The 26,911-nt window shown below is 61.5% G+C and carries 22 protein-coding genes; 18 read left to right on the top strand and 4 right to left on the bottom strand.

Features of this window, described 5'->3' with window-relative positions:
- Window positions 1-91 precede the first annotated feature (91 nt).
- From J6524_RS23865 to J6524_RS23850, 4 genes are all read left to right on the top strand, one after another.
- A complete protein-coding gene (locus J6524_RS23865) occupies window positions 92-1,294 on the top strand; it encodes a pyridoxal-phosphate-dependent aminotransferase family protein (protein ID WP_225675053.1) in 1,203 nt (400 codons plus the stop codon).
- A 138-nt stretch (window positions 1,295-1,432) separates the two neighbouring features.
- Window positions 1,433-2,632 (top strand): pyridoxal-phosphate-dependent aminotransferase family protein, encoded by a 1,200-nt coding sequence (locus tag J6524_RS23860; RefSeq protein WP_225675051.1) that lies wholly within the window; start codon window positions 1,433-1,435, stop codon window positions 2,630-2,632.
- A 33-nt stretch (window positions 2,633-2,665) separates the two neighbouring features.
- On the top strand, window positions 2,666-3,463 hold the full coding sequence (locus tag J6524_RS23855; RefSeq protein ID WP_225675049.1) for an enoyl-CoA hydratase/isomerase family protein: 798 nt from the start codon (window positions 2,666-2,668) through the stop codon (window positions 3,461-3,463).
- Window positions 3,464-4,305: 842 nt separating this feature from the next.
- Complete coding sequence (locus J6524_RS23850) at window positions 4,306-5,253, top strand: Bug family tripartite tricarboxylate transporter substrate binding protein (RefSeq protein WP_249789605.1); 948 nt, start codon at window positions 4,306-4,308, stop codon at window positions 5,251-5,253.
- Window positions 5,254-5,279: 26 nt separating this feature from the next.
- On the opposite strand, the gene J6524_RS23845 is transcribed toward J6524_RS23850, so the two are convergent.
- Window positions 5,280-5,930, bottom strand: coding sequence for a class II aldolase/adducin family protein (locus tag J6524_RS23845; RefSeq protein ID WP_225675045.1), 651 nt, complete (start codon window positions 5,928-5,930; stop codon window positions 5,280-5,282).
- A gap of 88 nt (window positions 5,931-6,018) precedes the next feature.
- Between J6524_RS23845 and J6524_RS23840 the strand changes: the two genes are divergently transcribed.
- From J6524_RS23840 to J6524_RS23825, 4 genes are all read left to right on the top strand, one after another.
- Window positions 6,019-6,894 carry an S-methyl-5'-thioadenosine phosphorylase gene (locus J6524_RS23840; protein ID WP_225675044.1) on the top strand — a complete coding sequence of 292 codons (876 nt, stop codon included), beginning with the start codon at window positions 6,019-6,021 and terminating at the stop codon, window positions 6,892-6,894.
- Window positions 6,891-7,994 carry an S-methyl-5-thioribose-1-phosphate isomerase gene (gene mtnA / locus J6524_RS23835; RefSeq protein ID WP_225675042.1) on the top strand — a complete coding sequence of 368 codons (1,104 nt, stop codon included), beginning with the start codon at window positions 6,891-6,893 and terminating at the stop codon, window positions 7,992-7,994. Before J6524_RS23840 ends, mtnA begins: the two co-directional genes overlap by 4 nt.
- Before the next feature lie 60 nt (window positions 7,995-8,054).
- Window positions 8,055-8,597, top strand: coding sequence for a tripartite tricarboxylate transporter TctB family protein (locus tag J6524_RS23830; protein WP_225675040.1), 543 nt, complete (start codon window positions 8,055-8,057; stop codon window positions 8,595-8,597).
- 123 nt (window positions 8,598-8,720) lie between these two features.
- On the top strand, window positions 8,721-10,232 hold the full coding sequence (locus tag J6524_RS23825; RefSeq protein ID WP_225675037.1) for a tripartite tricarboxylate transporter permease: 1,512 nt from the start codon (window positions 8,721-8,723) through the stop codon (window positions 10,230-10,232).
- A 775-nt stretch (window positions 10,233-11,007) separates the two neighbouring features.
- Here J6524_RS23825 and J6524_RS23820 read toward each other — a convergent pair.
- The 3 genes from J6524_RS23820 to J6524_RS23810 all read right to left on the bottom strand — a co-directional run bounded on the left by J6524_RS23820 (window position 11,008) and on the right by J6524_RS23810 (window position 13,511).
- Window positions 11,008-11,667: a hypothetical protein gene (locus J6524_RS23820; RefSeq protein ID WP_225675035.1), complete on the bottom strand. Its 660-nt coding sequence runs from the start codon at window positions 11,665-11,667 to the stop codon at window positions 11,008-11,010.
- Window positions 11,668-11,682: 15 nt separating this feature from the next.
- The gene (locus J6524_RS23815) at window positions 11,683-12,159 is read right to left on the bottom strand and encodes a type II 3-dehydroquinate dehydratase (protein ID WP_225675033.1); all 477 of its coding nucleotides are present in this window, start codon (window positions 12,157-12,159) and stop codon (window positions 11,683-11,685) included.
- A gap of 158 nt (window positions 12,160-12,317) precedes the next feature.
- Complete coding sequence (locus J6524_RS23810) at window positions 12,318-13,511, bottom strand: CaiB/BaiF CoA transferase family protein (RefSeq protein ID WP_225675031.1); 1,194 nt, start codon at window positions 13,509-13,511, stop codon at window positions 12,318-12,320.
- A gap of 434 nt (window positions 13,512-13,945) precedes the next feature.
- Between J6524_RS23810 and J6524_RS23805 the strand changes: the two genes are divergently transcribed.
- From J6524_RS23805 to J6524_RS37740, 10 genes are all read left to right on the top strand, one after another.
- Complete coding sequence (locus J6524_RS23805; RefSeq protein WP_225675029.1) at window positions 13,946-16,099, top strand: M10 family metallopeptidase C-terminal domain-containing protein; 2,154 nt, start codon at window positions 13,946-13,948, stop codon at window positions 16,097-16,099.
- 382 nt (window positions 16,100-16,481) lie between these two features.
- The gene (locus J6524_RS23800; RefSeq protein ID WP_312002459.1) at window positions 16,482-17,660 is read left to right on the top strand and encodes an acyltransferase family protein; all 1,179 of its coding nucleotides are present in this window, start codon (window positions 16,482-16,484) and stop codon (window positions 17,658-17,660) included.
- 340 nt (window positions 17,661-18,000) lie between these two features.
- Window positions 18,001-19,554 carry a lipopolysaccharide biosynthesis protein gene (locus J6524_RS23795; protein ID WP_225675027.1) on the top strand — a complete coding sequence of 518 codons (1,554 nt, stop codon included), beginning with the start codon at window positions 18,001-18,003 and terminating at the stop codon, window positions 19,552-19,554.
- A 3-nt stretch (window positions 19,555-19,557) separates the two neighbouring features.
- Complete coding sequence (asnB, locus tag J6524_RS23790) at window positions 19,558-21,396, top strand: asparagine synthase (glutamine-hydrolyzing) (RefSeq protein WP_225675025.1); 1,839 nt, start codon at window positions 19,558-19,560, stop codon at window positions 21,394-21,396.
- 225 nt (window positions 21,397-21,621) lie between these two features.
- A complete protein-coding gene (locus tag J6524_RS23785; protein WP_225675022.1) occupies window positions 21,622-22,488 on the top strand; it encodes a glycosyltransferase family protein in 867 nt (288 codons plus the stop codon).
- A gap of 65 nt (window positions 22,489-22,553) precedes the next feature.
- Window positions 22,554-23,393: a methyltransferase domain-containing protein gene (locus J6524_RS23780; RefSeq protein WP_225675020.1), complete on the top strand. Its 840-nt coding sequence runs from the start codon at window positions 22,554-22,556 to the stop codon at window positions 23,391-23,393.
- The gene (locus tag J6524_RS37440) at window positions 23,372-23,959 is read left to right on the top strand and encodes an acyltransferase (protein ID WP_312002458.1); all 588 of its coding nucleotides are present in this window, start codon (window positions 23,372-23,374) and stop codon (window positions 23,957-23,959) included. Before J6524_RS23780 ends, J6524_RS37440 begins: the two co-directional genes overlap by 22 nt.
- The gene (locus J6524_RS23770) at window positions 23,949-24,806 is read left to right on the top strand and encodes a class I SAM-dependent methyltransferase (RefSeq protein WP_225675018.1); all 858 of its coding nucleotides are present in this window, start codon (window positions 23,949-23,951) and stop codon (window positions 24,804-24,806) included. The genes J6524_RS37440 and J6524_RS23770 overlap by 11 nt, the downstream gene beginning before the upstream one ends.
- Entirely contained in the window at window positions 24,803-25,732 is a 930-nt protein-coding gene (locus J6524_RS23765) for an NAD-dependent epimerase/dehydratase family protein (RefSeq protein ID WP_225675015.1), read from the top strand. Before J6524_RS23770 ends, J6524_RS23765 begins: the two co-directional genes overlap by 4 nt.
- Window positions 25,729-26,901: a glycosyltransferase family 4 protein gene (locus J6524_RS37740; protein WP_225675014.1), complete on the top strand. Its 1,173-nt coding sequence runs from the start codon at window positions 25,729-25,731 to the stop codon at window positions 26,899-26,901. The genes J6524_RS23765 and J6524_RS37740 overlap by 4 nt, the downstream gene beginning before the upstream one ends.
- Window positions 26,902-26,911: the final 10 nt, after the last annotated feature.

The following is a 26,911-nucleotide window of genomic DNA, read 5'->3' as shown; positions in this document are numbered from 1 at the left end:
CAGATTGAATACCAAATTTTGTTTGAAAAGACAAAAAATGAATGCAAAATTGGTTGCCCCTCGTCGAAGTCACGCTGTTTGGGAGGTTGTTATGCGGCAAGGACGCCATTTTCTGCAGATTCCAGGGCCTAGCCCTGTCCCGGACCGGGTTCTTCGCGCGATGGACATGCCCGTGATCGATCACCGCAGCGCCCAGTTCGCCGAACTCGGGCGGGCGGTGCTGGAGGGCAGCCAGAGGATTTTCCAGACCTCTGGACCGGTCGTGATCTTCCCGTCGTCAGGGACCGGCGCCTGGGAGGCCGCGATCGTCAACACCCTGTCGCCCGGCGACAAGGTGCTGATGGTGGAGACCGGCCACTTCGCCACGCTATGGCGCCAGATGGCGGGCCGCTGGGGAGTTGATGTCGACTTCTTGCCCGGCGACTGGCGCCGCGGCGCAGACCCGGCGGTCATCGAAGAAAGGCTGGCGCGCGACACATCGCATGCGCTCAAGGCGGTGATGGTCGTTCACAACGAAACGTCGACCGGCGCGACCAGCCGGATCGGCGAAATCCGCGCTGCGATGGACCGGGTCGGTCATCCGGCCTTGCTGATGGTCGACACCATTTCCTCGCTGGGATCGGTCGACTACCGGCACGACGAATGGAAGGTGGACGTCAGCGTCAGCTGCTCACAGAAAGGGTTCATGCTGCCGCCCGGCCTCGGCTTCAACGCGATCTCGGACAAGGCCCGCGCCGCTGCCAAGACCAACAAAATGCCCCGATCGTATTGGGATTGGGAGGAAATGCTGAAGCCGAATGCGAACGGGTTCTTTCCCTATACGCCGGCGACCAATTTGCTCTATGGCCTGCGCGAGGCCATCGCGATGCTGCTTGAGGAGGGGCTCGACAAGGTCTTCGCGCGCCATCAGCGGCTGGCCGCTGCAACGCGTGCCGCCGTCAATCACTGGGGGCTGGAGGTGCTCTGCCAGGAGCCGAAGGACTTTTCCCCGGTGCTCACCGCCGTACTGATGCCGCCGGGGCATGACGCGGACCAGTTCCGCAAGGTCGTGCTCGATAACTTCAACATGTCGCTTGGCTCCGGACTGTCGAAGGTTGCCGGCAAGGTGTTCCGCATCGGCCATCTCGGCGAGTGCAATGAACTGACCCTGCTCGCCGCGCTGACCGGCGTGGAGATGGGATTGTCGGTCGCCGGCATTCCATACCGGGCCGGCGGCGTCGATGCCGCGATGAAGTATCTTGAGCAGCGTCCGCAAGGCAATTCGCCGGCCCATCTCAAGGTCGTCGGCAGCTAGCCGGCAGTTCGCGCCCCGGGGCGCCGCCTTAGCTCTGCTCCTTGTGCATTGACGTGCTGCGTCCGGCGGGCGACAAGCCCGCCGGATAATGATATTCGACCGTCTCGCGAAGCCGAGGCAATACCGGGAAGGACGTCCATGACTGTGCATACTGGAAGGCATTTTCTGCAGATTCCGGGACCGACCAACGTGCCGGACCGGGTGCTGCGCGCCATGGATATGCCGACCATGGACCACCGGGGTCCGGAATTCGCCGAGGTCGGTCATGCGGTTCTTGCCGCCATGCAGCGGGTATTTCGCACCAAGCAGCCGGTGATCATCTATCCGTCGTCTGGCACTGGCGCCTGGGAGGCAGCCCTCGTCAATACGCTGCAGCCCGGCGACAAGGTGCTGATGGCGGAAACCGGTCAGTTCGCCGTGCTGTGGCGCGGCATTGCCGACAAATTCAAGCTCGATGTGGATTTCATTCCCGGCGACTGGCGCCATGGCGCGGATCTCGAGCAGATCGAGGCCCGGCTGTCGGCCGACAAGGCGCACAAGATCAAGGCCGTCTGTGTGGTTCACAACGAGACCTCGACCGGCTGCGTCACCCATCCGCAGGACGTCCGCAAGATTCTCGACCGCGTCAATCATCCCGCCCTCCTGATGGTCGACACCATCTCCGGTCTCGGCTCGCTGGACTATGAGCACGACGCCTGGGGCATCGACGTGTCGGTGGCGGGATCGCAGAAGGGCCTGATGCTGCCGCCGGGACTCGGCTTCAACGCGATCTCGGAAAAGGCGCTTGAGGTAGCGAAGGCCAATCCGGCCATGCGTTCCTATTGGGACTGGCAGGAAGTCATCGCCATCAACAAGGCCGGTACTTGGCCCTATACGCCCGCAACCAACCTGCTGTTCGGCTTGCGCGAAGCGGTGAAGATGCTCGAGGAGGAGGGGCTGGAGAACGTCTTTGCCCGCCACAAGCGCCACAGCGCCGCGACACGCGCAGCGATTAAGGTCTGGGGCCTGGAGACGCAATGTCAGGAGCAAGGCGCGCATTCGCCCGCGCTAACCGGCGTCGTCATGCCGGAAGGGCATGACGCTGACAATTTCCGGAAAGTGGTGCTGGAAAATTTCGACATGTCGCTCGGCACCGGCCTGAACAAGATCAAGGGCAAGGTTTTCCGGATCGGCCATATCGGCCATTTCAACGATCTGATGCTGATGGGCACGCTGTCGGGCGTCGAGATGGGCCTCGACCTCGCGAAGGTGCCGCATCGCAGCGGTGGCGTGATGGCGGCGATGGAAGTTCTCAAGGGACGCGAGGCCGTGCCAATGCCGAAGGCCGCCGTTGCCTGAGATCGTTCGACCGTAACAACAGAGAGAGCTGCGATGAACGCACCGGCGACTGCTACCGAAGACCTGATCTATTCCGTCGAGGACGGCATCGCCCGGTTGACGTTCAACCGTCCGCAGGCGCGCAACGCGCTGACCTTTGCCATGTACGAGCAGATGGCGGCGATCTGCGAGACCATCAACAATGATCGCTCGATCAAGGCGATGATCCTGACCGGTGCTGGCGACAAAGCATTCGCGTCGGGCACTGACATCTCGCAGTTCCGCGCCTTCAAGACTGCGCAGGATGCGCTTGACTACGAGGCCCGCATCGATCGCGTGCTCGGCGCATTGGAAGCCTGCCGCGTTCCGACCATCGCGGCGATCGCCGGGGCCTGCACTGGCGGCGGCGCCGGGATCGCAGCGTGCTGCGACATCCGCATTGGCACTGCGTCGACGCGGATGGGGTTTCCGATTGCGCGCACGCTCGGCAATTGCCTGTCGATGTCCAACATCTCCAGGCTGGTTTCACTGGTCGGCCCGGCGCGGACCAAGGACCTGATCTTCAAGGCGCGGCTGGTCGAGGCGCCGGAGGCGCTGGAATTGGGATTACTCAACGAGGTGGTGCCTGATGTGGCAACGCTGCAGCGCCGCGCGGACGAGACCGCAAAGCTCGTCGCCAGCCACGCGCCGATCACGCTCGAAGTCACCAAGGAGGCGGTGCGCCGCATCCGGCGGACATTGTCGCGCGACGAGGGCGAAGACCTGATCCTGCGCGCTTATATGAGTGAGGATTTCCGCGAGGGAATGGACGCGTTCCTCAACAAGCGCACGCCGAACTGGAAGGGCAAATAGTCGACAGGCGCATTCACGCCATGCAGATTTGAGCGGCCGCCGCCGACGCCGACTGTCGATCAGCGAAGCGTGGCGTCCGCGGCGGGCCAGCCAGAGCAAGCCATCGCGAACGCCATCATGCTTCTCGTTATGTCATTCGTCGGATCGCGACACGGACCGGCGACTATGGCTTCTTGAGGCAAAGACCAATGGCAGGAGCGGCGGCGCACTTGGCCCCATCGGGGGCGCCGCCGGACGGGCAGAACACCGACACCAGATTTTCGCTTGCATCGCAGCTGACCTCTCCGTCCGACTGAACCGACCTGATGGACGCGGCAGCCTGTCCGGGATCACCTTTCGCGCCAGGCGGACCTTGCGGTCCCTGAGGGCCTTGGGGACCCTGTGGCCCTTGAGGACCCGGTTGTCCTTGAGGCCCGGCCACGCCCTGCAAGCCCTGCGCGCCCTGCGGCCCGGCGGGACCCTGCGGCCCGGGATCTCCCTTCGGTCCCGGATCTCGTCCGCAGCCGGCGAGCGCCACTGTCGCGCCCATGAGGACGGCTATCACAATCCTTCTCATTCGGCTCTCCTCCTGATTGTCCTTGCAGCATTAGATGGGCCCACCCGCAGCCATGCAACGGAAAAGCGGCGAGCTCGAAGCGGTTGTTTCTGGCTACGAGACTGTTGCTGGAGGGCCGTTGCGCCTCATGCGAAAGTCATAGAAAGCGCAGCGGAGGGCGGCTTGAACTGTCGTCGGTTCGCCCGCAAGATGTGGCGGTCAACACGTCTGATTTTCAAGGTCGTGCAAATACATAGGGATGAAACTCGTGGGACACATATCAAAAGCAGCGGCCGCGTTGACGGCCATGATCGCGAGCACCCCGGCGCTTGCCGCCTGGGAGCCGACCAAACCGGTTGAAATCGTAGTTGCGGCGGGCGCCGGCGGCGCTTCCGACCAGATGGCCCGCATGATGCAGGCGGCGATCCAGAAGAACAACCTGATGAAGCAGCCGATGGTTGTGTCGCTTAAGGGCGGGGCGTCCGGCGCCGAGGCGCTGATGTATATGAAGTCCAGCGAGGGCGATCCCAACAAGGTGCTGATCGCCTATTCGCTGATCTACATGCTGCCGCTGTCGGCCAAGATTCCCTTCAACTGGCGTGACCTGACGCCGGTGTCGGTGGTCGCGCTCGACCAGTTCGTGCTGTGGGACAACGCGGACGGACCGAAGACGGTGAAGGATTTCATCGCGGCCGCCAAGGCGGCGAGCTCGCCGTTCAAGATGGGCGGCACCGGCTCCAAGCGCGAGGACCACGTGCTCACTGTCTTCATGGAGCAGAGGACCGGCGCGAAGTTTTCCTATCTGCCGTACAAGTCCGGCGGCGAGGCGGCGACGCAACTGGTCGGCAAACACACCGATGCCAACGTCAATAATCCCTCCGAGAATCTCGAAGTCTGGCGCGCCGGCCAGGTCCGCGCGCTCTGCGTGTTCGACAAGGAGCGCATCTCCTACAAGACCAAGGTCACCGAAACGCAGTCCTGGAACGATGTCCCGACGTGCAAGGAGGAGGGCCTCGACATGCAGTATCTGATGCTGCGTGCCATGTTCCTGCCCGGCAAGGTGACGCCGGATCAGCAGGCGTTCTATGTCGATCTGTTCCAGAAGGTGACGCAGACACCGGAATACAAGGAATATATGGAGAAGCAGGCGCTCAAGCCGATCTTCCTCACCGGCAAGGACATGCTGAAATTCCTCGAAGAGGACGACAAGCTGAACACCTCGCTGATGCAGGAAGCGGGCTTCGTCGCGAAATAGCGCGCTAGGTTCTCGAAATGGCAACCTTACTCCTCCGCGTGGCCGTATCCGGCCATGCGGAGCCGAACCGTCTCGATCTCCTCCTTCGACAATAGTGGCGGCGTGCCGATCTGCAGGCAGCCATGGTACTGCCGCGCCAGCGTCTCGACCTCAACGGCAAGCCACATCGCCTTCGGTAGCGACGGCCCAACCGCGATCATGCCATGATGCTCCAATAAGCACGCCAGCCGTCCCTCCAGTGCGCGCACGGCATGCTCAGAAAGCTCCTGGGTGCCGAAGGTCGCATATGGTGCGCAGCGAATAGTATCGCCGCCGGCCACGGCGACCATGTAATGAACCGGCGGGATCTCCATGCCCATGATGGCCAGCATGGTCGAATAGGGCGGATGCGCGTGGACGATCGCCTGCACCTCCGGCCGCGCCTTGAGGATGTCGCGGTGAAACCGCCACTCGCTGGACGGCCGCTGCGACGGATCGTGATTGCCGTCCAGGTGCATATAGACGATGTGTTCGGGCTTCATCGCCTCATAGGGTGTGCTGGTCGGGGTGATCAGCATGCCATCGCCATGGCGTAGACTGATATTGCCCGATGTGCCCTGATTGATGCCGAGCGCATTCATGCGCAGGCAGGCATCGATGATCGATTGGCGTTTTTCCCTGTCCTTGGTAGCAGGCATGTCGAACCCTCTTGCAGACGGCGGACAATGCTTGATTATTGCGCCGCAGTATAGTCGGACATGTGCAAATAGCTGACTGGGAGAAGTCATGACGCGCGCAGTGCTTGGCGTTATCGGCGGATCCGGCGTCTACGATCTGCCGGGGCTGGAGGATATCAGCGAGGAGACCATCGACAGCCCCTGGGGCGACCCGTCCGCCGCGCTGACGCGCGGCGTCATCGACGGCTTGCCGATCGTGTTTCTGCCGCGGCACGGCAAGGGGCATGTGCTGTCGCCCTCCGACATCAATTACCGCGCCAATATCGACGTGCTGAAGCGGGCAGGGGTGACCGACCTGGTTTCGCTGTCGGCCTGCGGTTCGTTCAAGGAGGAGCTGCCGCCCGGCACCTTTGTGCTGGTCGATCAGTTCGTCGACCTGACCTACCGGCGCGAGACCTCGTTCTTCGGCAAAGGCTGCGTCGCCCATGTCTCGATGGCCAATCCGGTGTCGCCGCGGCTGCATGTGCATCTCGCCGCCGCCGCCGAGGCCGAGGGGATCGCGGCAGTGCGGGGCGGCACCTATGTCTGCATGGAAGGTCCGCAGTTCTCCAGCCTCGCCGAGAGCCTGATGTACAAGGCGCAGGGGCATTCGGTGATCGGCATGACCAACATGCCCGAGGCAAAGCTCGCGCGCGAGGCCGAGATCTGCTACGCCAGCGTGGCGATGGTCACCGATTTCGATTGCTGGCATCCTCATCACGATGCGGTCACCGTGCAGGACATCATTCGCGTGCTGAACTCGAACGCAGGCAAGGCCAAGGCGCTCGTTGCACGTCTGGCCAAGGATTTTCCGCGCGAGCACGAGCCATGCCCGATCGGTTCGGACAAGGCGCTCGATACCGCCCTGATCACGGCGCCGGAAGCGCGCGACCCGCGGCTGCTGGCCAAGCTCGACGCGGTGGCCGGAAGGGTGCTGAAGTCATGAAGGTCGACGGCCGGCATTTCCGCAGCATTTGGCTCGAGGCCGACGGCTGGACCGTCGGCGCAATCGACCAGCGGCGGCTGCCGCATGAATTCGTGGTGGCGCGCCTCACGAACGCGGCGGAAGCAACGGAAGCCATACGTTCCATGCTGGTGCGCGGCGCGCCCCTGATCGGCGCCACCGCGGCCTATGGCATGGCGCTCGCGATGCGGGCCGAGGCGTCCGACGCCGCGCTCGATCGCGCCTATGCGATGCTGCTGGCGGCGCGGCCGACGGCGATCAACCTGAAATGGGCGCTCGATGAGATAGCGCGTTTGCTTCGGCCGCTGCCGGCCTCGGAGCGCGCCGCCGCGGCCTACAAGCGCGCCGGCGAAATCGCCGAGGAGGACGTTGCGATCAACCAGGGCATCGGCCGACATGGCCTGGCGCTGATCGAACAGATCGCGGCGGCGAAGACGCCGGGCGAGCCGGTCAATATCCTGACCCATTGCAATGCCGGCTGGCTGGCGACGGTCGACTGGGGCACCGCGACGGCGCCGATCTACCTTGCGCATGATCGCGGCCTCAAGGTCCATGTCTGGGTCGACGAGACAAGGCCGCGCAATCAGGGGGCTTCGCTGACCGCCTGGGAACTCGGTCATCACGGCGTGCCGCACACGGTCATCGCCGACAACACCGGCGGTCATCTGATGCAGCACCGCATGGTCGATCTCGCCATTGTCGGCACCGACCGGGTGGCTGCCAATGGCGACGTCTGCAACAAGATCGGGACCTACCTGAAGGCGCTCGCCGCTCATGACAATGGCGTTCCGTTCTATGTTGCACTGCCGTCGCCTACCATCGACTTTAATATCGACGACGGCATCGGCCAGATTCCGATCGAGCAGCGCGGCGCTGAAGAGGTGACGATGATGACCGGCCGCACCGCCGATGGGCGCGTCGAGACCGTGCGCATTGTTCCCGAGGGTTCGCCGACCGCCAACTACGCCTTCGACGTTACCCCGGCGCGGCTGGTGACGGGACTGATCACCGAACGTGGTCTGCTGCGGCCCGAGCGTGCTGCACTTGCGAGCGCATTCCCGGAGCGCAGCGCGAGTCATTGACGCCAGCGACAGCGGCACGTATCCCCGTTTGATCACGCCGTATCGGGGGTCGCCGTCTCCATGTCCAATACCGACATCGAAATCGTCGTCGAGGATCCGACCGCACCCGAGGCCAATTCGCCTCAGGTCGTAAGCGTCCGGGTGGTCGACGTGGTCGTCTCGCTCCTGCTGCTCGCGCTCGCGATCACGCTTGGTTACGACAATTGGCGGACGGGGGCTGGCTGGGAATCCACCGGACCGCAGCCTGGATACTTCCCGTTCTACCTCTCGATCATCCTCGGCGGCGCCAGCCTTTATGGCCTGGTTGCTGCGTTCGCGTCGCGCCGGGAGGCCTCCGAAAGTTTCGTCACGCAAGCGCAACTGCGCCGCGTGCTCGCCGTGTTCATACCGACGGTGCTGTTTGTCCTCGCTACCCAATTCCTCGGCCTCTATGTCGCGAGCTTCCTACTGATCTCCGGCTTCATGCGCCTGGTCGGCAAGATCGCGCTGTGGAAGTCGCTGCTCACTGCCTTCGTGTTCACCGCCGCGATGTTCGTGACTTTCGACGTCGCCTTCGATGTCATCATGCCGAAGGGCCCGCTCGAAGCGGCGCTCGGCCGCTAACGGACTGGGCATGACTCCTTCCGTCATTGCGAGCGAAGCGAAGCAATCCATCGTGCTGCAAAGCAAGAATGGATTGCTTCGTCGCTTCGCTCCTCGCAACGACGAAATGCGTGGGATTACCTGATGGAAGCCATCGGCCTCTTGATGCACGGCTTCGCCGTGCTGCTGACCTGGAAGACGCTGCTCCTGATGATGACCGGGCTGGTGCTCGGCATCTTTGTCGGCGTTCTGCCCGGCCTCGGCGGCCCCAATGGGGTCGCGATCCTGCTGCCGCTGACATTCACGATGGATCCGACATCTGCGATCGTGATGCTGTCCTGCATCTATTGGGGCGCGCTGTTCGGCGGCGCTATCACCTCGATCCTGTTCAATATTCCGGGCGAAGCCTGGTCGGTCGCGACCACCTTTGACGGTTATCCGATGGCGCAGCAGGGCAGGGCGGCGGAAGCGCTGACCGCCGCCTTTACCTCGTCCTTCATCGGCTCGCTGGTCGCGGTGATGCTGATCACCTTCCTGGCACCGATGATTTCCTCGTTCGCGCTGAAATTCGGACCGCCGGAGTTCTTCGCGGTCTATCTGCTCACCTTCTGCTCCTTCGTAGGGCTCGGCCGCGAAGCCAAGCACAAGACGGTCATTTCGATGTCGCTCGGCCTTTTGCTCGCCGGCATCGGCATGGACACGGTCTCCGGCCAGTTGCGCATGACCTTCGACTCGCCGGAGCTGCTCCGCGGCATCAACTTCCTGGTGGCCGTCATCGGCCTGTTCGGCATCAGCGAGATTCTGCTGACCATGGAGGAACGCCTGGCGCTGCGTGGCCATGCCGCTGGAATCTCGCTGCGCGTCGTGCTGTCGGTCTGGAAGGATCTTCCGAAATACTGGGTGACGCTGGTCCGCTCCTCCTTTATCGGTTGCTGGCTCGGCATTACCCCGGGCGGCGCAATCGCTGCATCCTTCATGGGCTATAACCTCGCCAAGCGCTTCGCGAAGGATCAGGACAGCTTTGGCAAGGGCCGCATCGAAGGCGTGTTCGCACCGGAAACTGCCGCGCATGCCTCCGGCACTTCGGCGCTGCTGCCGATGCTCGCGCTCGGCATCCCCGGCTCCGGCACGGCGGCGATCCTGCTCGGCGGGCTGATGGTGTGGGGCCTCAATCCCGGGCCGCTGCTGTTCGTCGAGCACAAGGATTTCGTCTGGGGCCTGATCGCCTCGATGTATCTCGGCAACGTCGTGGGCCTCGTGCTGGTGCTGACGACGGTTCCGATCTTTGCCTCCATCCTGCGCGTGCCGTTCGCTGCAGTAGCGCCGATGATCGTAGTGTCCTGCGCGATCGGCGCCTACGCGATCCAGAACGCGATATTCGACATCTGGCTGATGCTGGGCTTCGGCGTCGTCGGCTATGTGTTCAAGAAGATTGGCATCCCCTTGGCGCCGTTCACGCTGGCGCTGGTGCTCGGCAACCGCGCCGAGGATGCGTTCCGCCTGTCGATGATCGGCGCCGGCGGCGACCTCAAGGTGTTCTGGTCGAACGGCCTGGTCGGCTCGATCACGACGCTGGCAATCGTTCTGTTGTTCTGGCCGCTGATCGACAGGGCTTTTGGCAGCATCACGCGCATGCTCCGGCCGGCGAAGGCGTAGCGATTTGACGCGATGAGTAGAGCCGTCATTGCGAGCGAGGCGAAGCAATCCACGTTTCGACTCGGGGATAGATGGATTGCTTCGCTGCGCTCGCAATGACGTGGATATAGTTTCGCGATCTCGCGACATGAATTGCCCGAGGTTTGCATCGTCTTTGCCCTCATCGAGATCAGAGGGCGCAGGGAAGACCGGGTGCTGGCTGCACCCGCGGTCTCGTGTGCCGTTGCGCATAAAGAAAAACGCACCCGAGCATACAGGTACAGCGGAAACACTCCGGCCTTCCCTGCGCAATGGCTTTACGGCTTACTTCGTGCTCTTCCTGGTGAACGGCTTTATTGCCACCATCGCCCCCGAGAAGCTTTCGCTGCTCTTGGGAACTTAACGCCAGCACCGCGGCGCCCGAACCACACGACTTCGCCGTACGCATCCGGCGCGCAACGTCTCTCGCGCCCTCCGCGTCCATCGCATCTCACTGCACGTTGGTGACGATGGCCGACGCCCCTCATCTTGCGGTGAGACGGGCGGAGTTATGCGACTGATTTGGGTGAAAACGGAAGCGGAATATTTTTGATTCCGGGGCTTGACGCAATTTCGGAAAATCAGAAGTGATTTGCCGTCGTGCCAGTTTGTCGCGGCTTCCACCGTTCGATTGTGCTTGCGCTGCGCAGCAAATCACCGGGGGGCAAAGCAACAGCGTGCCCACCATCTCGCCGCATGATCGGTGATAGACGGTGGGCACGTCGCCGGCGCTCCTTTGCCCACCCTACGACTGTCGTCATCCCGGAAGCAGCCGCTTTGGCAGGCTGAAGGCAAGCCGGTAGATTGGCAGACTATCGATCGCAACGTGATCCTCGGCGGGAAGCGTCTTGCGCAGGTGATGAAGCGCGTCGCGAACGGCGGCTTCGTCCAATCCCTCGATCAGCAGGAGAGCGGCGAACGAGCCGTCACTGCTTCGCATGCCTTTCTCGCGGGTCTTGATCGAGGTTTGCGCGATATCGGTAAGCAGGAGCCGCGCGGCAATGATCCGGTCGAGGCGAGCCAGATCGGCGACGAGTGCGGAAGCGTCCCAGGACGGCGTGGCGTCGAGACGCAAGGGAGCGACGATACCGCCCTGGCCAGTGCCGGCTGAAGCTGCGATGCGGCCGCCGCCGCGCGCGAAATTGCCGAGCCGGGGCATGATGCGTTGCGACCAAGGCGTCGGCGCGTTCAGCCGCGCCAGATAATCTGCTCCGCCGACGACACGTTCATCTTCCAGCTCATAGAGAATGAAGTAGCGGTTCACCGACGCGCCCAGCGCACGGAAGACGCGGCACGCCAGAAATCCGTTGATGCCGACGCGTTCGGCGGCATGTTCGCGGGTTATCCAGTGCGCCCAATCGGTCTCGTCCTGCGGGGCGAGATCACTCCAGATGGCGAGGTAGCCGGCTTCCTGCATATCAGTCTCCATCCGTCATTTCGGGCCAACGCGGACGGCCGCCGGCAGCGAGGCGGGCAGTTGGCCTGCAGTCTGCAATGCAGCTTGCATCGCAACAATGTAGCCATAGGGGCCAAGGCCTGCGATGACGCCTTTCACGGCCGCCGAGAGCTTGGAGTGGCGATGCAACTCGTCGCGGGCATGGATATTGGAGATGTGCACCTCGTAGATCGGCCCCTCGAAGATCTTCATGGCGTCGAACATCGCAATCGAGGTGAAGGAGTAGGCGGCTGGATTGATGATGAGGGCGTCTGCCGAGGTGCGCGCAGACTGGATCAGATCAACCAACTCGCCCTCATGGTTCGACTGGTGAAATGCCAGTTGCGTGCCGGTGAAGGCGGCGAACTCTTCGCAGGACGACTTGATGGCGTCGAGCGTGGTCGAGCCGTAGATATGCGGCTCGCGGATGCCGAGCATGTTCAGGTTCGGGCCATTGAGGATCATGATGCGCATGGAATGCCTTTCACGGGATAATGAAAGGGCAGTGTAGCCGATCGCGGCCACATGTCAGCCGCAGGCCGTAGGGCGGATTAGCGTAAGCGTAATCCGCCGCTCATGGCAAACCTCGGCGGATTACGCTTTCGCTAATCCGCCCTACGCCTGGAGTCGGCTCACACCACCTTGCGCTGGCGCAACTCGGCTATCTCGTCCTTCGCAAAGCCGAACTCGGCCAGCACTTCCTCGGTCTGTTCGCCGAACTCGGGCGGCCGAGCGGCCATCCGGCTCGGCGTGCGCGACAGTGTCACCGGCTGGCCGACGAGCTGGATGTGGCGGTTCTCGTCGTTCGGTACGTGTTGCGCGATGCCGAGATGCTTGACCTGGGCGTCCTCGAACATCTGGTCGATCGAGTAGATCGGGCCACAGGGCACGCCGGCCTCGTTCAACTCCCTGACCCAGGTCTCCGTGGACTTCTTCTCGGTGAGTTTTTCGATCGCTGCATTGAGCGCGTCGCGATTCTTCGAGCGCGCGGGCGCGGTGGCGTAGTCGGGGTTAGTGATCAGTTCCGGCGCGCCGATCGCCTGGGCGCAGCGCTCCCAGATCCGTCCACCCGTCGTGGCGATGTTGATGTAGCCGTCCGAGGTCTTGAATACGCCGGTCGGGATGCTGGTCGGATGGTTGTTGCCGGCTTGCTTGGCGACTTCCTTTTCCATCAGCCAGCGCGAGGCCTGGAAATCCAGCATGAAGATCTGCGCTTGCAGCAGCGACGTCTGCACCCATTGGCCCTCGCCGGAAACCTCGCGCTCCAGGAGCGCGGTGAGGATGCCGAGCGCGCAGAACAGCCCGGCGGTGAGATCGGCGACGGGGATGCCGACCCGCATCGGGCCCTGACCCGGCGCGCCGGTGACCGACATCAGCCCGCCCATGCCTTGCGCGATCTGATCGAAGCCCGGCCGCTTGTGGTACGGACCATCCTGGCCGAAGCCGGAAATGCTGCCGTAGACGATCCGCGGGTTGATCTGGCGCAGGCTCTCATAATCGATGCCGAGTTTGCCTTTGACGTCGGGCCGGAAGTTCTCGACCACGACGTCTGCCTTCGTGGCGAGGCGCTTGAATACCTCCAGCCCCCTGGGATCCTTCAGGTTCAGCGTCATGGCCCGCTTGTTACGGTGCAAATTCTGAAAATCCGAGCCATGACGCGGGCCGCCCGGCTGCTCGCCACCGCCATCCTCCAGCAGCGCGTCGATCTTGATGACGTTGGCTCCCCAGTCCGCCAATTGCCGGACGCAGGTGGGCCCGGAGCGAACACGGGTGAGATCGAGCACGGTGAAACGGGAAAGGGCCTGCGAAGCATGTGGGAAAGGCATTGAGAAACCTTGTTTTTTTCGGATTTTCGCGGATGGGAAAGGCAGCCCGGTCCGACTTAAACAAATCCGGCGCCGATTTCCAACAGCTTGTTCGGCGCTGGTCGGGCCTGGCTTCAATCGGAGAAGATAGTTCAAACACCGCAATTCTACGGGGTGGCGCCAGTGACTTCTGCTTTTCGCCCCAATGCCAAGCAAAGCTGCGCAACAAGGCCAGCGGTAAACAAGCATTAATAGCGCGATTCTAGCTTGCCGAATGCTTTTCGATTTCGTGTAGTTCAACGACCTGCCGACGGGCCTGATCGATGAAGAAGAAGCTTTTCCCATTCGATGAAGCCTGGACTTTTGCAGCCGCGGATACCGGCAACGGCCTGACCCTTTCGGCCCACGACCCGGCTGGCGATGGGCTCGAGATCGATCCAGGCGATCCTTTCCCCTTGGCGGCCGACACCGTGACCACGGTGGTCGCGACCGCTGCGAAACCCGTGGCCTCGATCGCCACGCTCGCCGACTATCTCATCAACGGTTTCTGGCACTACAACAGCACGATCGCCCACCATTGGGCCTCCAACACCATCACCTATAATATCAGCGGATTGAATTCGTCGGAGCAATTCCTCGCACTGACGGCGCTGCAGGCATGGAGCGAGGTCGCCAACATCACCTTCGTGCAGACCACGGGCTCGGCGAACATCACGTTCACCCACAACGGGACGATGCAGGCCTATGCCAGCGGGAGCTGGAACGGTTCGGGCGCAATCGTCTCGATGAACATCAACATCAGCACCGACTGGGTCACCACCGACGGCGGCGCCTATGACGGCAAGACCGGCATCGATAGCTACGCCTACCAGACCTACGTTCACGAAATCGGCCATGCGCTCGGCCTCGGCCATCAGGGGCCGTACAACGGCAGCGCGTCGTATTCGGCCAATGCGCTTTATGCCAACGACACCTGGCAATATTCGATCATGTCGTATTTCTCGGAACCGAATTATTCCGGGAGCTCCTACCGCTACGTTGTTACGCCGCAGATGGCGGATATCTACGCGGTGGCTGCGATCTATGGCGCGGCGACCTCGACGAGGATCGGCGATACCGTCTATGGCTTCAACGCCAATGCCGGCCCAGTCTTTAATTTCGGCAACTACACGTCGGCGCCGGCGCTTACCATCTACGACAGCGGCGGTAGCGACACGCTCGATTGCTCGGCCTACTCCAGCGCGCAAACTATCGACTTGCGTTCTGGTGCGTATTCCTCAGTGGGCGGCCTCGTCAACAATATCGGGATCGCGCTCAGCGCGGTCATCGAGAAAGCCATCGGCGGCAGCGGCAGCGACAGGCTGACCGCAAACGACCTGGGCTGTACACTGTTGGGCGGCGGCGGCAACGATACGCTGATTGGTGGTGCGGGAAATGACTCCATTTTGGGAGGCTCTGGTACGGACGTCGCGGTATTTACAGGCTCTCGCGGTAATTATCTGATCGTTTTTAACTCCTCAAATCAGACATATACGGTGATAGATCAGCGAACTGGATCGGCTGACGGGGCGGACTCCCTTACGGGGGTCGAGAATTTCCAGTTCTCCGACGGGACCTTTGCGAGCTCGACCTTCACGAACTCGCCAACGGTTATAGAGGCGCATGGATCGACCAGTCTTGTCCAGGTTTCCTCTTATTACTTTCTTCAGAGCAACAGCAGCGGTTCCGGCCCTGAGCTGTATTGTTACGGAGCGCCGGTCGTAGTGGGCCAGTTCGGCGCTTGGACGCCGATCGGAACGGAGCAGACGGCGAGCGGCTACCAAGTCGTGCTGAAGTACGGGACGGCCGACAGCTACATCGTCTGGAGCGTCGACGGCAACGGCAACTACATCACCAACACCGCGCCTGCTTCGGGGAGCAGCTCCGGCATTGTGTCGCTGGAAACGAGCTTCCAGCAGGATCTCAACGGCGACGGCACGATTGGAGTAGCGCTCGCGTCAGGAACAGCCATCGAGTCCCTCGGATCAACCAAGCTGGTCCAGGTCGGCAATAACTATTATCTCGCCAGCGTCAGCGGCAACTCCGGCCCTGAGCTGTATTGTTACGGAGCGCCGGTCGTAGTGGGCCAGTTCGGCGCTTGGACGCCGATCGGAACGGAGCAGACGGCGAGCGGCTACCAAGTCGTGCTGAAGTACGGGACGGCCGACAGCTACATCGTCTGGAGCGTCGACGGCAACGGCAACTACATCACCAACACCGCGCCTGCTTCGGGGAGCAGCTCCGGCATTGTGTCGCTGGAAACGAGCTTCCAGCAGGATCTCAACGGCGACGGCACGGTTGGCGCTTCCACCGTCTCGCAAGTGGCCCCGACTACGCCAGGCGCTCATGATGCGTTCCGGTTCCGGGCAGATTTCGGTGGGGGCGGAACTGATTCTGTCTGGCTGGCCGAATTTTCAGCCAGCTATGCAAACCCGGAAGCGCTCGTCCAGGCAGATTCGTCGTTTCAGCCAGCTAATGGCGACCAGAATGCGATAATCAACGTCTTCGAGCACGACGACGTAAAGTTTCAGGTGGCCGAGTTGCCCGTTGGCTTTTTCATCCTGCATTAGCCTGACCGGCCCAGAACACAACGGGCATGGACCGGTCCCGGAGCATGGGCTAATTCAATGTTATCCGGCAAACAGAGGGCGAGCCTGATCAGAAGCATTCGCTTATTTCGATAATTGTAACCCGATTCCTGCTAAAGCTGTGCTTGATACATTCAAACGCATACCACCGGGCGACGAGAGCATAGGGACGTACATTTGGCGGAGCAATGACTGCCCGAGTGGGAGAGACTTGAGCGCTTGCAACGCGAGGCCTCTCATGTTGATAATGACTAGATCAAGTTTGACATGGCCTCCCATCAATTGTTAGCGGCGCCTTCTGCAGTCCGACAACTCAGACATTCGAATTGTCAGTGCCCTATTTTTGCCAATCGCGATTCATCAGATGAACGGTAATGGTAGCGTTAGGGTCGATGCAGCAACGTCGAACTTGATGGATGCTTTGCGCGGCGTGAGCGCAATGATCGTTGCGTGCGTCCACGGATTCCAGGTATTCGTCTTGCCCTATTATGGGGTCGGTTCTCCAAGCCATACCCTGACGAGTCTATTGGCCACTCACGCAGTGACAATGTTTTTCATCGTCAGTGGGTTTATGATATACATTAGCAGTCTTCGTCATAGAAATGCAGACGGGTCATTTCAAACGGCAAGGTTTGCCGTAGCGCGAATACTCAGAATTTATCCGCCGCTGATTGCGGCAATTGTCATCACGATACTAGTTTACTTGCTCATCCAGCTTCTGGATCTGCACGGCCGGGAGAGCTTTCGGCTTGGGGGCGAATTATTCGTTGCCCGAGAGCGCGCGATACTCGAATGGTCGGCGCTTCCCAGCACATTCTTTCTGCTCTATGGGGCGGTCCCCGGGGCTCCTCCGCCCATCAACATGAACGGGCCGCTCTGGACCTTAAGCTACGAATGGTGGTTCTACATTCTCATATTTTTGTCAGCACGGCTTGGGAACGGCTGGTCAGTTTCAACCTTGCTCCCGCTCGCCGCCATTGGCGTCATGCTGCTATATGGTCGCAACGCCTTGTTTCTTTGGTTTTTCCTTATCTGGCTTGGCGGCTTTTGGCTGGGGCACATTTATGTCAAGGGCCAACTTTTCACCGACAAGTTTTGGCCAAGGGCGACGGCACTGGCCGTCAGCGCCTTGATAATGATGTTCGTCATGGGGCAGGGGCACTTGGTGAGTGATCTGTTGAATCCTCTCGATACGCCATCTGCACAGAGGATGATGGTGATTGTGGGCGTCCTTCTTGCGCTTGTGGTAGCGATTCTGATTCGCTGGGCGACTTCTTCAGGTGTAGCAGTACCCAAGGCAATCAGCGGATTGGCGCGATTTTCATACACACTTTATGTCATCCACTATCCGCTACTCCTGCTGAGTTTCAGCTTGCTGTACCCGTTGCTTCACAATCGTGGCTGGATGATCTCCCTGATCGCAGCCGCGGCCGTCCTTGCGCCGATTAGCTATATCGCTTCAAAGCTAGCCCTTCTCGTTGAGAACAGGAAGCTGCTGAGCCGTTTGGTGCCTCGTACGCGCTACCTGCAGCAAAGGGCTTGATGCGATCACGAGGCCGTATCGCTCTTTCCCCAATTCCGCGGAAAAAAGCACGGCCAGCTGGCAGGACGAAAATCGGGGCAGGGGCTTTCCAGCCAAGGAGAGCTGGTTTGATCGTCTGCATCATAAAGCAAGTTTATTTCAATGACTTCCAGGGGCTGCATTGCGGCCTCTTAATCGCTCCTGTAGATAGGTTAAGGTGGGTTGAGTCCAGCAATTAGCGACCTCCCGGCTCGGTTCTTCGGTCTTGTCGGCAAGTGCGCTTCCTAGTCATTCGTGGCACGGCATGTTCCCAGGTCGTTGGTAGATCGACCGATCCATGTCGCGCCGGCCCGAAGATGATATGGCATTGAAAAAAAGTCCGACCGATCTGCTGAGTAATTCCGCCTGGAACGGGATCGCCTTTGCGGTGGCTGTGGCGTTGAACCTGCTGATTCTGCCGTTCGTGGTTTTCCGCCTCGGTGTCGCGGCATTTGGGGTTGCCAGCCTGGTTACGGCATGCGTGGCGCCCGCGCTGGCGTTCAGTAACGCGCTGGCGTTGTCTGCGACCCGAGAGCTTGCACAGCGGCTGGCGCCGTCGCAGCGCGATGAAGCGCAGCGCCACTTTGCCACCGCGATGATGTTGGCCATCGGCGTCGGCAGTTTGATCGCCATCATTCTCAGCCTCGCGGGAGCGCCACTCGCGCGCCTGGGATTCCATCTCGTTGGCCCGTCCGCTGACGATCTCGGCCTTGCCTTCGTGCTGGCGGCCGCCGGATGGCTGTGTCAGTGCCTTTCCGCCGTTGTTCTAGCATTGTTCACGGCACGACAGGATTATCGGCGGATTGCTACGATCAGCATTAGTGGCACGGTGATCGCGACAGCGTCGATGCTGTTGCTCATACCGCGCTGGCCGCACGCCTCGACATTTCTCGGCTGTCAGGCGTTAGGTTTCGCGACAAACCTGGCTCTCGCCTTCGGTTTGTCGCGTCGCGCGACCGGCGAATGGATGGCGTGGCCTGCACTTCATCGCGGGCCGCTTGGTCATTTGGTCAGGCTGGGCGGCTGGCAACTGGCGGCGCAGGCGGGCGCGGTCGTCACCGTGCAAGCGGACAGATATCTGCTTGGCGCTTTGTTGCAACCGCAATTCGTCGGATTCTATTCCATCGCGCAGCGGCTGGAAGAGGCGGTGTATATCGGCGTGCTCAAAGTCGGCGAAGTGCTGTTCCCGTTCTTCAGTACGCTGCAGGCAGAGGCCGACGATCGCAAGGTGGATTTGTTGTTTCGATCTTCCTGGGTTCTCAATGTGATTGCCGCAAGCGCAATCGGCGGACTTGTTCCGGTCGCCGGCCCGCTGCTTCATCTGTGGACTGGTGCGGAAGTGGCCGCCGAAGGCCAGCGGGTACTCGTGATACTGTCGATCGCCGGTATCCTCGGATCGAGCGCAAACGTTTTCGCATTCTACCTTTTGGCGCAGGGGCGGTCGCGCTCGAATGCACTGATATCGCTGTTGACCGGCATCGCTACGCTGGCGGCCAGCGCGGTCGCGTTGCCGTATTTCGGCTGGCAGGCGGCGGGCTGGAGCGCGTGCTTCGGCATGATCGCCCAGATGGTCACCACCGTCATCCTGCTGCGGACGAGCTTCAGTCTCGCCGGCATGTGGTCGCGCCTGGTCCACTTTGTGTTGGTGCCGCTGGGGGCAGGCATCGTCACGGCGCTGGCGCTGAGATGGTACCTGCACGATGCATGGTTCGGCCCTGCGCCGAGCTGGCCGTATGTGGGGAGCATCTATTTCGTGGCGGCTGGTATCATCTTTGTCGTTGCGGTCGCTGTGTCGCAGATCGGGGCCCATGGCGCGACGAGCCGGCGGGACCTTCACGTGATCGCCAGCCGCCTCCTTCCCATAAGGGGGCCGTAGGAAATGTGCGGAATTGCAGGCATCGTGAATCTCCGCGGCAACGCGGTCGAACCAGCGGAAATCTCGCGACTGACGAACCTGGTCGCGCATCGCGGACCCTTCGGCGAGGGAATCTGGTTCAGCGCGAACCGCAATCTGGCGTTCGGCCACCGTCGCTTGGCGATCATCGATCCCGGAGAGGGCGGCTATCAGCCGATGGTTTCTGCCGACGGCCGTCATGTGATCGTGTACAACGGCGAAATCTACAACTTTCTCGAGCTCCGGCGCGAACTCGAGGCGCAGGGCGCGGTCTTTCGCAGCCAATCGGACACCGAGGTCATTCTTGCCGCATGGCAAGCGTGGCAGGAGGGCATGCTGACGCGCTTCAACGGAATGTGGGCGCTGGCGATTTACGACACCTCGACCGAAGAGCTGTTTCTGGCGCGCGACCGCTTCGGCATAAAGCCGCTCTTGTATGCGCTGACACCGGACCGCTTTGTCTTTGCGTCCGAGCAGCGCGCATTGGCGCGAAGCGGCCTAATCAACGTGTCATTGGATGTTGATGTGGCACGGCGGCTCCTGGTCGATGCTTTCGGCATTGAGGGGAGCGAGCGGACGCTTTGCCGGGAGGTGCGGCGCCTGCAGGCCGGGCACTGCATGTGGTTGCGCCGGGGTCGACTGGAAATCCGGCGCTGGTGGCGGACGGTGGATCATTTGCCGACGATCCCGAAGACCGAGGCCGAACGGGTGGAGCGCTTTCGCGAGCTGTTTCAGGACGCCGTCGCGTTGCGAATGCGTAGCGACGTTCCAATCGGGACCTGCCTGTCGGGAGGATTCGATTCATCAGCCGTGATCTGTACGATGGCCGCGCACGAAAAGGCCGGCATGGGGCCGCGCGACAGCACCTCGTGGCGCCACGCCTTTGTTGCGACGTTTCCCGGCGCGGCCAACGATGAGCGGCCGATGGCCGAGGAGGCCGCGGCCTGGGCCGATGTTGCACCGATATTCCTCGAGATCGGCCGCGCTGATGCGCTGACCGAACTCGACCAGATCCTCGACGACAATGACGATGTCTATATCGGGCTTCCAAGTGCAGCCTGGCTGATCTATCGAGAACTCAGGCGTCACAACGTGACAGTGTCGCTGGATGGCCATGGCGCGGACGAGTTGATGGGAGCTTATTTTCAGGAGGGACAATCGGGAGCGTTCCGGCTGCGGAATGCGGCTTCTGCAATCGCATCAAATTCATCGCTGGCGAAACGAGGCATCGATCTGATGCGGACGCTGATGATCAAACGCAAGGGGCACTATTTCTTGCGCGGCGGTCTGCGCGACATTCCACCCGAGCTTCCGCTGGTTGGCGACGACGACGTGCTACCGTCCGACTGGGGCGCAATGAACCGCCGTCTGTACCGGATGTTTCACAGCACTGTGCTGCCCACCATCCTGCGAAACTTCGACCGCCTGTCGATGGCTCACGGTATCGAGGTTCGGATGCCTTTCATGGACTGGCGTCTGGTGACCTATACGATGGCGTTGCCGGACACCAGCAAGTCGTCAAACGGCTACACCAAGGTTGTTGCGCGACAGGCCATGGCCAACCTGATGCCGGAATCCATCCGCATGGGGCGGCGAAAGGTGGGGTTTAATTCGCCGATGCCCGAATGGCTCAACGGACCTCTGGCCGGGTGGGTCGCCGGTCTGCTCGACCAGAAAGTGCCTGCGTTTGCCGAACTGGTGGACGAGGAGAGCCTGCGCAAATCGGTCGATCATTTGATCTCGTCAAAGCAATGGGACTGGGAGTCGGCCGGTCGCATCTGGCCGTATTTGAACATGAAATGGGCGCTGGCAAGGTTCGCGTAAGTCATGCGCTTGTTTCAGAATAGCGGGCTTTATCCGTCCTATCTCGCGCACCTAAACCGCCTTGCGGCGAAGGCCCCTCATTTCGAAGCGCGGCTTCGCATCTTCCTGGATGACCGCTTCGGCGCGCTGCACTTCCTGAAACCGGTGCTCCAGGGTGATGAGGACGCGTTCTTCACCAATGGTGATGACGAACGGCTGCAGCGACTATGGGCTAGCGAGCACGGCATGCCGGGCAAGCCGACGCTCGAGGCCATCTTGCTCGCCCAGATAGAGCACCATCGAACGGAAGTTTTCTACAACCTGGACCCGGTGCGGTATCCGAGTTCTTTTGTCCACAAACTGCCTGGCTGCGTTAGAAAGACGCTTTGTTGGCGTGCCGCACCGTCGGGCAACGCCGACCTGACGGCATATGGCGCGGTCCTCGGCAATTTTCCCTCGATCTTGGATTCGTGGCGCCGCGCGGGGTGCCGTGCAGAGCTGTTCTTTCCAGCGCTGGACCCGAGCATGGATGAGTATGGCCATGGCGATCGGCCGATCGACGTGTTGTTTGTCGGGGGCTATTCTCGGCACCACACCATCAGGGCCAAGACGCTCGAACAGGTCGCTCGTCTCGCCGCTACGATGCAGATCGTCTATTGTCTCGATTCCTCTCGTCTGACCAAGCTTGCCGAGAGCAGGATCGGCGCCTGGCTGCCGTTGCAGAAGCATCGACGCCCCGAGGCGATTGCCAGGATCGCCAAGCCCCCGGTATTTGGCCGGCAGCTTTATGACCTGATCGGTTCGGCGAAGATCGTGCTGAACGGCGCCATCGATATGGCCGGCACGGATCGGGGCAACATGCGCTGCTTCGAGGCGATGGGATGCGGCGCACTTCTGGTATCAGACGCCGGCACCTATCCGGACGGAATGCAGGCAGGTATTACCATGGAAACCTACGACTCGCCGGAAAAGGCCAGCGAAATGATCGCAAAATGCCTGCAAGACTGGCCGAAATCTGCCGCCGTAGCGGAGCGGGGAAGGGCTCGTGTTCGTGAGGTCTATGGCAAGGACTCACAGTGGGAACATTTCGTCGATCTCGTCGCCCGGATTTAGCCGTGCTAGAGGGTCGCGGGGCCGGATTGGGGCCGGATTGAGGACTTGATGGGCGGGCGTCGGTAATGCGTACGGATAATCTGGTTTATGGATTGAAGTGGTTGCTCGACGGTGCTGCCGTGCCTGTCTTCAAGATGCGGCCGCGGCCTTTCGGACCCGGCTACCAGACCGTGAAGCGCGCCATCATTGCTTCCGCCCTTGACAGCGGCCTGCTTCGCGACGGCAAGGAGTTGCCCCGCGGCTACGGCGTCGCCATGGACGAAAGGGTGGTGGAGTATGCCTGGGTATTCTCGTGCCTCGCCAATGTCGGCAAGATGCTGGATGCCGGCTCGACCTTCAATCACGATTTCCTCCTGCAGCGGCCGCCGCTTCGCGGCGCCGATCTCACCATCATGACGCTGGCGCCGGAAAAGCGCTGCTACTGGCATGAGGGCTATTCGTACGTGTTCGGCGATCTCAGAAACACGATGTTTGCCGATCACGTCTTCGACACGATTGCCAGCATTTCGACGATCGAGCACATCGGGCTGAACAACACAATGCTTTACACCGGCGATCCGAACGATGCGGAATCCGACGAGGACGGTTTCGTCCCCGCCGTGAAGGAATTCAAACGCATCCTCAAGCCTGGCGGCAATTGCTTCATCTCGGTGCCATTTGGTAAGCGGGACAATCTCGGGTGGTATCAGGTCTTCGACCTTCCGATGATTGAAAGGATCGTCGAGACGTTTGGCCCGACGTCGCACCAGATCGACTATTTCGGTTACTCGCGCGACGGCTGGTCCCGCCAGTCGGCCGCTGCGCTGGCGGATGCAACCGTGTACGACGTTCACACCGGCAAGGGATGGGGCGATGATCTGGCGGCTTCTTCGCGCGCCGTGGCGTGTCTCCAGTTGACGGCATGAACGTCGATTACCTGATCCAGCGACTTGTCGGACGGGCGACCTGCCGCTTGCAGCGGCATGCCGTGCTCGGCTCCGGCGCGCGGATCAGGAATATCAGAGGCGATGCAGACAAGATCGTTGTTGGGCAGCACAGCCGCATCCTTGGGGAGCTGCTGACGTTCGCTCACGGCGGAGACATCCAGATCGGGGAGTGGTGCTATGTTGGAGAGGGGACGCGGATCTGGTCGGCGGCGTCAATCGTCATCGGAGATCGTGTCCTGATTTCGCATTCAGCCAATATTTTCGATAACCTGACGCATCCGCTGCGGGCATCGGCGCGGCACGAGCAGATCCGACAGATCTTCACGCGCGGACACCCGCGCAACATCTCGCTTGACGAGCGCCCGGTGCGGATCGGCAACGATGCCTGGATCGGCGCCGGCGCCATGGTGTTGCGCGGGGTGACGGTGGGTGAGGGCAGTGTTGTGGCTGCCGGCGCTGTCGTTACCCGGGATGTCCCGGCTTTCTCCATCGTGGCAGGAAATCCGGCTGTGCTCATCAGGGAGATATCACCTGATGAAAGATGAGCAGGAACTAGCGACGTGGGAAGATGCCGTGATCTGGCTGCGCAATCAGCCGGACAAGCGCCAACTCGTGCTCGACGCGTTCTATGATGATCCTCTCGTCAAGGCCGCCGAACGCTACCTCGCCAGTGCCGAATGGCAGGCGGTTCTGAAGTTTCTGGAGCACCGGAGCGGCAGGGCGCTCGATGTCGGGGCGGGACGCGGAATCGCGAGCTATGCGCTGGCGCGAAGTGGATTTGCGGTTACCGCCCTTGAGCCCGATCCCAGTGCGGTGGTTGGTGCGGCGGCAATTCGGGGACTCGCGGCCGAGGCCCGCCTGCCGATCGAGGTGGTCGAAGAATTTTCCGAGCGCCTTCCGTTCGATGACGGTACGTTTGATGTCGTGTTCGCGCGGGCTGTCCTGCACCATATGCGCGATCTCGACGGCGCTTGCCGGGAAATGTTTCGCGTGCTTCGCCCCGGTGGCATGCTGATCGCCGCACGCGAGCATGTCCTCAGCAAGGAAGCCGACCTCGAGACATTTCTCGATCAACATCCCCTGCATCACCGCTATGGTGGTGAACACGCGTTTGTTCTTGATCGGTATGTCGGCGCCTTAAGGGGCGCGGGATTTACCGCGATCGAGGTCCTCGCCCCACTGAAAAGTCCGATCAATCTGTTTCCCTATACGATCGAAACGCTGCGGACGGCCATCGTTGAGAGATTATCGGCCAGAATTCCGGTCAAGCCGGTCTGGCGCGCGGTGTTCGCTTCCAACGGCGTTTTCAGACTGCTGCTTTCGTTGGCAGGTCGCTTTGACCACCGGCCCGGCCGGCTTTACTCATTCGTCTGTCACAAGGCACAAGCATGAACGCGTGGGTTACCGGCGCCAACGGCTTCATCGGTCGGCATCTCGTCAGGGTGCTGGCTGACCGAGGCTATCGCGTTCACGGCATCGGCCACGGAGCGATCAGCGATGCCGAAAGGCATCGCCTCGGCCTTGTGCATTGGCTGAACGGCGAGATTGATGCGGCCAATCTCAATGCGCTTGCGGCGCACTCCGGACTGCCATCGACGATTTTCCATCTGGCCGGTGGCTCGTCGGTTGGGCTGTCGATCGCACAGCCGTTCGAGGACTTTTCCCGTACTGTCGAGAGCACGGCGCGATTGCTGGAGTGGCTGCGCGGCACCGCCAGGGATTGTCGCGTTATCGCCGCGTCGAGCGCGGCAGTCTATGGCGCCGGCCATGAGGGAGCGATTGCAGTGGACGCCGTAACGCTTCCGATGTCGCCCTACGGCCAGCACAAGCTGATGATGGAGCAACTGTGCCGAAGCTACGCCGTCACCTTTGGCTTACGGAGCACTGTTGTACGGCTGTTCTCGGTCTATGGACAGAACTTGCGCAAGCAACTGCCATGGGACATCTGCTGCCGCCTGCAGGCGGGCGAAAGGAATCTGATGCTGGGGGGCACAGGCGCGGAGGTGCGGGACTGGACGGATGTTCGTGACGTAGCCCGGCTGTTGACCGCGATTGACGGAAAGCCGCAGTCGGAGGCCTTTCAGGTGATCAACGCCGGCTCCGGGCTCGGGACGACCGTGGCGCGGGTTGCCGCAAGAATTGCAGAATGCTGGGGCGGAACCGTCTCCGTGCAGTATTCAGGCGTCGTCCGTGCCGGCGACCCGACAAGTCTGCTTTCGGACGACGCGATGCGCCATACGCTGCCCTTCGACTGGAAGATCCCCGTCGAACAGGGCCTTGCCGATTATGTTTCCTGGTTCAAGGATCAGATCCGGTGAGTCCCGGTGCGCCACTACGTCTCGCCTTTACCCACATTCCGCGCCGGCTCTGGGCGGGTGGCTACAACTATCAAAGCAATCTGTTTGCGGCCCTGAACGAGTTTCGCCCAGGTGAGTTCGCTCCCGTCCTGTTTGCAGGTACAAGTGACGATGACGCCGATCTTGCGCCGCTTGCCGCAATTCCAGGCGTGGAGGTGGTGCAATCAGCGGCGTTCGCGGGCCGCGCCGGTTTGGTTGCTGCGCTAACGCTCGGCCTGGACAGGGGTGCGGCGGCAGAGTTCCGGTCGCATCGAATCGATGCCGTCTTCGAAGCTGCCCGCTTCTTCGGCTGGCGCTTGCCCTATCCAGCGGTGGCGTGGTTTCCTGACTTTCAGCATCGACGACTACCTCAGCTGTTCCCGGCAGCAGCGCGGTGGCGCCGCGAAGCCGGTTTCCGGATGCAGATCGCATCCGGGCGCACCGTCATGCTGAGCAGCGAGAGCTCGCATCGCGACTTCCGGAAGTTCTATCCCGGAGCGAAGAACGAGGTCTGCGTCGTTCGTTTTGCCACCGCGCCATCGCCGGCGTTCCTGACCGAGAATCCGGCGGAGATCGTTGCGCAGTACCAGTTGCCCGAAAGATACTTCTATCTGCCAAATCAGTTCTACACGCACAAGAATCACCAAGTGGTCGTGGATGCGCTGGCTATCCTCGCGCAGCGCGGGTTCGATGCCGTCGTGTGTGCCTCGGGCAGCACCGAAGATCGGCGGGAGCGAGGCCATTTCGAGCAAGTCATGGCGCGGGTCCGAAGCCTCGGGCTCGAAACTCGCTTCCGCCATCTTGGGATGATTCCGCTATCGCATGTTTATGCGTTGCTGAGGGCATGCACCGCGCTGATAAACCCGTCCCGATCGGAGGGATGGAGCACGACGGTCGAAGAAGCGAAATCGTTCGGCGTGCCGATGATACTGTCCGACCTGGACGTGCACCGCGAACAGACCGGCGGTACTGCGAGTTACTTTGGGACAGAGGATCCGGCAGCGCTGGCGGATCACCTTGTGCGGGTCTCAAATAATTCCGGAGTTTCGATCATCCGAAATCAGGTTCCGCAGCAAGACGATCGCGTGGCTGCCTTCGCGGCTGATTTTGCACGCACACTGCGAGTTGCAATGCTTCCTTCCGGAAGATAACGCGCCTTTC

The sequence above is a fragment of the Bradyrhizobium hereditatis genome, from assembly GCF_020329435.1.
In the GTDB taxonomy this organism is placed as follows: domain Bacteria; phylum Pseudomonadota; class Alphaproteobacteria; order Rhizobiales; family Xanthobacteraceae; genus Bradyrhizobium; species Bradyrhizobium hereditatis.
The sequence above is the reverse complement of the archived record's forward strand: the minus strand, read 5'-3'. Positions and strand labels throughout refer to the sequence as shown.

What these genes read in the sequence shown, in the direction of transcription:
- J6524_RS23865 (WP_225675053.1), top strand. Translation starts at nt 92, where the DNA reads ATGCGGCAAGGACGCCATTTTCTGCAGATTCCAGGGCCTAGCCCTGTC.
- J6524_RS23860 (WP_225675051.1), top strand. Translation starts at nt 1,433, where the DNA reads ATGACTGTGCATACTGGAAGGCATTTTCTGCAGATTCCGGGACCGACC.
- J6524_RS23855 (WP_225675049.1), top strand. Translation starts at nt 2,666, where the DNA reads ATGAACGCACCGGCGACTGCTACCGAAGACCTGATCTATTCCGTCGAG.
- J6524_RS23850 (WP_249789605.1), top strand. Translation starts at nt 4,306, where the DNA reads ATGATCGCGAGCACCCCGGCGCTTGCCGCCTGGGAGCCGACCAAACCG.
- J6524_RS23845 (WP_225675045.1), bottom strand. Translation starts at nt 5,930, where the DNA reads ATGCCTGCTACCAAGGACAGGGAAAAACGCCAATCGATCATCGATGCC.
- J6524_RS23840 (WP_225675044.1), top strand. Translation starts at nt 6,019, where the DNA reads ATGACGCGCGCAGTGCTTGGCGTTATCGGCGGATCCGGCGTCTACGAT.
- mtnA (WP_225675042.1), top strand. Translation starts at nt 6,891, where the DNA reads ATGAAGGTCGACGGCCGGCATTTCCGCAGCATTTGGCTCGAGGCCGAC.
- J6524_RS23830 (WP_225675040.1), top strand. Translation starts at nt 8,055, where the DNA reads ATGTCCAATACCGACATCGAAATCGTCGTCGAGGATCCGACCGCACCC.
- J6524_RS23825 (WP_225675037.1), top strand. Translation starts at nt 8,721, where the DNA reads ATGGAAGCCATCGGCCTCTTGATGCACGGCTTCGCCGTGCTGCTGACC.
- J6524_RS23820 (WP_225675035.1), bottom strand. Translation starts at nt 11,667, where the DNA reads ATGCAGGAAGCCGGCTACCTCGCCATCTGGAGTGATCTCGCCCCGCAG.
- J6524_RS23815 (WP_225675033.1), bottom strand. Translation starts at nt 12,159, where the DNA reads ATGCGCATCATGATCCTCAATGGCCCGAACCTGAACATGCTCGGCATC.
- J6524_RS23810 (WP_225675031.1), bottom strand. Translation starts at nt 13,511, where the DNA reads ATGCCTTTCCCACATGCTTCGCAGGCCCTTTCCCGTTTCACCGTGCTC.
- J6524_RS23800 (WP_312002459.1), top strand. Translation starts at nt 16,482, where the DNA reads ATGAACGGTAATGGTAGCGTTAGGGTCGATGCAGCAACGTCGAACTTG.
- J6524_RS23795 (WP_225675027.1), top strand. Translation starts at nt 18,001, where the DNA reads ATGGCATTGAAAAAAAGTCCGACCGATCTGCTGAGTAATTCCGCCTGG.
- asnB (WP_225675025.1), top strand. Translation starts at nt 19,558, where the DNA reads ATGTGCGGAATTGCAGGCATCGTGAATCTCCGCGGCAACGCGGTCGAA.
- J6524_RS23785 (WP_225675022.1), top strand. Translation starts at nt 21,622, where the DNA reads ATGCCGGGCAAGCCGACGCTCGAGGCCATCTTGCTCGCCCAGATAGAG.
- J6524_RS23780 (WP_225675020.1), top strand. Translation starts at nt 22,554, where the DNA reads ATGCGTACGGATAATCTGGTTTATGGATTGAAGTGGTTGCTCGACGGT.
- J6524_RS23770 (WP_225675018.1), top strand. Translation starts at nt 23,949, where the DNA reads ATGAAAGATGAGCAGGAACTAGCGACGTGGGAAGATGCCGTGATCTGG.
- J6524_RS23765 (WP_225675015.1), top strand. Translation starts at nt 24,803, where the DNA reads ATGAACGCGTGGGTTACCGGCGCCAACGGCTTCATCGGTCGGCATCTC.